The sequence below is a fragment of the Zooshikella ganghwensis DSM 15267 genome (assembly GCF_000428585.1).
Taxonomy (GTDB): Bacteria; Pseudomonadota; Gammaproteobacteria; order Pseudomonadales; family Zooshikellaceae; genus Zooshikella; species Zooshikella ganghwensis.
The window spans coordinates 1-2,290 of sequence record NZ_AUAF01000314.1; the positions used below are offsets into that span (position 1 = coordinate 1).

Annotated in this window: 4 protein-coding genes; 2 read left to right on the top strand and 2 right to left on the bottom strand. The window is 40.5% G+C overall.

Annotation, left to right across the window (positions count from 1 at the left end; all coding sequences use genetic code 11):
* The first annotated feature begins 115 nt into the window (after positions 1 to 115).
* The gene (locus F607_RS0126390) at positions 116 to 478 is read left to right on the top strand and encodes an antitoxin Xre/MbcA/ParS toxin-binding domain-containing protein (RefSeq protein WP_027710388.1); all 363 of its coding nucleotides are present in this window, start codon (positions 116 to 118) and stop codon (positions 476 to 478) included.
* Positions 475 to 1,011: an RES family NAD+ phosphorylase gene (locus F607_RS0126395; protein ID WP_027710389.1), complete on the top strand. Its 537-nt coding sequence runs from the start codon at positions 475 to 477 to the stop codon at positions 1,009 to 1,011. The genes F607_RS0126390 and F607_RS0126395 overlap by 4 nt, the downstream gene beginning before the upstream one ends.
* A 61-nt stretch (positions 1,012 to 1,072) precedes the next feature.
* On the opposite strand, the gene F607_RS0126400 is transcribed toward F607_RS0126395, so the two are convergent.
* Both F607_RS0126400 and F607_RS35345 read right to left on the bottom strand, forming a co-directional pair.
* Positions 1,073 to 1,429: a hypothetical protein gene (locus F607_RS0126400; protein WP_169719859.1), complete on the bottom strand. Its 357-nt coding sequence runs from the start codon at positions 1,427 to 1,429 to the stop codon at positions 1,073 to 1,075.
* A 421-nt stretch (positions 1,430 to 1,850) separates the two neighbouring features.
* On the bottom strand, positions 1,851 to 2,290 hold a 440-nt coding region (locus F607_RS35345), incomplete at its 5' end, for a hypothetical protein (protein ID WP_027710391.1).

The window sequence follows — 2,290 nt, forward strand, 5'->3', positions numbered from 1 at the left end:
GAAAAAACTTCCGGTAATTATTGTTATCGGAACTTTTTAGCTACCCACCAGCTTTGCACTTACAACTAAGGCCTGTTAATATAACCATAAATATGGTCTATCTGAGAGGCATAGTATGAGGAGTGAATTCATCAGTGACGTTATAGGTAAAGATGGTAACGTCCATACAGATCCCTTAGTTGCTGCGTTACACATTACGAAGGTTGAGCTTGCGTTTGCTACAGGGCTATCGACTGATGCTGTGTCGAAGAAAAGTCGAGCACTAACGAGAAAGAGTCAAACCAGGCTTCGAGAGGTTATCGAAATCATCAATCGAATTCTCCCTTGGACTGATTCAGTGTATGCCGCATTTGCCTGGTATCGGTCTCAGCCTTTACCCTCCTTTGGGGGCCTTACTGCTGAAGATTTGGTTAAACAAGGTAAAGCGGAAGCGGTGAGAAAGTACCTGAGCAGGATTGCAGAAGGGGGTTACGCTTGAAGTTGCCTATTATCAGCTTTAAGGGCAAGGTATATCGAGCGCATAATCCCCGTTGGTCATTTCTTCCTACATCCGGTGAAGGTGCTGCTCGCCATGGTGGTCGATTTAACCCTGTAGGTACACCAGCTCTTTATACATCAGAGCGGTTTGAGACAGCATGGTTAGAAGCCCAGCAAGGATTTCCTTATAAAACTCAGCCTCTGACACTTTGTACTTATCAAGTGGACTGTAAACGTGTTTTAGACCTCACACAGCCAGGCACTTTATCAGCAATCGGTACCAGTTTTAATGAGTTAGCATGCCCCTGGGAGTTGATGGTTGATAATGGCGATACACCACCTACCTGGGAATTAGCGAAGAAGCTCATTCAACATGATGTTTCAGGTATTCGTGTTCAAAGCTTTGCAAACAATGCAACGGCCCAAGACATTAACTGGGTCTTTTGGTGTTGGGAAACAAAGCCTAATACAGTTGTTGTTATTGATGATGAGTCTAGATTACCTAAGAATCAAAAATCGTGGGATGAAAACTAGTTGATAGGCAGTGGCATTGGCGATTATCGCAGAACCTGGCTTGCTAGCAGCTCTTACCCAATTAGCGATCAGTATTATCATCAATATCTGATGGCTTTGCCATTAATAAGAAAAATGCAAGCAGTATGATGATTGCGACATAAATTCCATAAACAAGTATGCCATCCGAGAAGATGGGTGAATTTTGCCCTTTAGTTAGTAATTCAATAATGGTGAATCCGATGTAAATAAGAGCAGCTAAAATATATGCAAAAGTAATTAGACCCCAACAAAAAAGTGTTGGATAACAAATAAGGGAAAAACATATTAATGCAAGAGGCCAATAAAAAATTGCTGCACCATATTGAAATCCGAATAGGCCAAGTAAAAGTAAAATAAATCCAGCAAAACCATAGACACCAGGAAATTTAGGATTCATTCGCTGAAATAATTTTTTAAACATTTTTAGGATATTGACTCGTTATTAATTCAAATCGCTAACTACGAATAACCACAATCTTTACACAAAACCTAGCATCATTGTAGGCCTTATGGTTAGGGGTATCCAGTGAGGTGGGTAAGGAGCGGCTCTTATCCGATTAGCACTGGCACGGTACCTTCTCTATTGATTTACCCGTAAAGAAAAAATTATCTTTCTCTTCAATTGGCCCTAGCTCATTATATGGATCTAAAGAAAGATAATGGCTATCTGCACTACGGTAGTGTCTCTAAAATTCTCTGCTGAAACTTCCATGGTTATCTCATGTTTTAACTATTAGCGAATGTCACTCTGACGTAAAGCTTAACATCATTTTAGGCTTTATGACTCCAGTGTTGGTTGGAGGACAACTCTTGGTTGCTTAAGTGGCGATTGGCTGTTCATTGAAAAAGTACACTAAATTCTCTACTACACCAGCTTTACCATAATATTGGTTCTCTTTAGCATGGCTTAACGATCTACCCGTACGTTGAGCAATCTCTTCTATTATGTCGATTTCGAAGTCTTCATCATCGATTAAAAGATCCTCGAACACATCATCAGATGGCATTATGGGAAAGTCATTACTATTTGAGTTGAGATAACTTTGGAGTTGCTCGTAGACGGCCCGAATTACCCATGTATCAATAGACCTACAGTCAAAGTACCTAGAAAAGGTGCAAATTGATTCGTTAGCACGCTCTTTTCTAAGCTTTGCGAAATGAGCTTTCCTATCTCTGGAGGTTTTGATTTCCAAAGTAACCAATAGGGGTACTACTACAAGGATTACTGGGGCCTTATAGATAAACCAGCCAAGAAGCG

Bases quoted from the DNA above. Each gene is read 5' to 3' on its own strand.
- F607_RS0126390 (WP_027710388.1), top strand. From the start codon at position 116: ATGAGGAGTGAATTCATCAGTGACGTTATAGGTAAAGATGGTAACGTC.
- F607_RS0126400 (WP_169719859.1), bottom strand. From the start codon at position 1,429: ATGAATCCTAAATTTCCTGGTGTCTATGGTTTTGCTGGATTTATTTTA.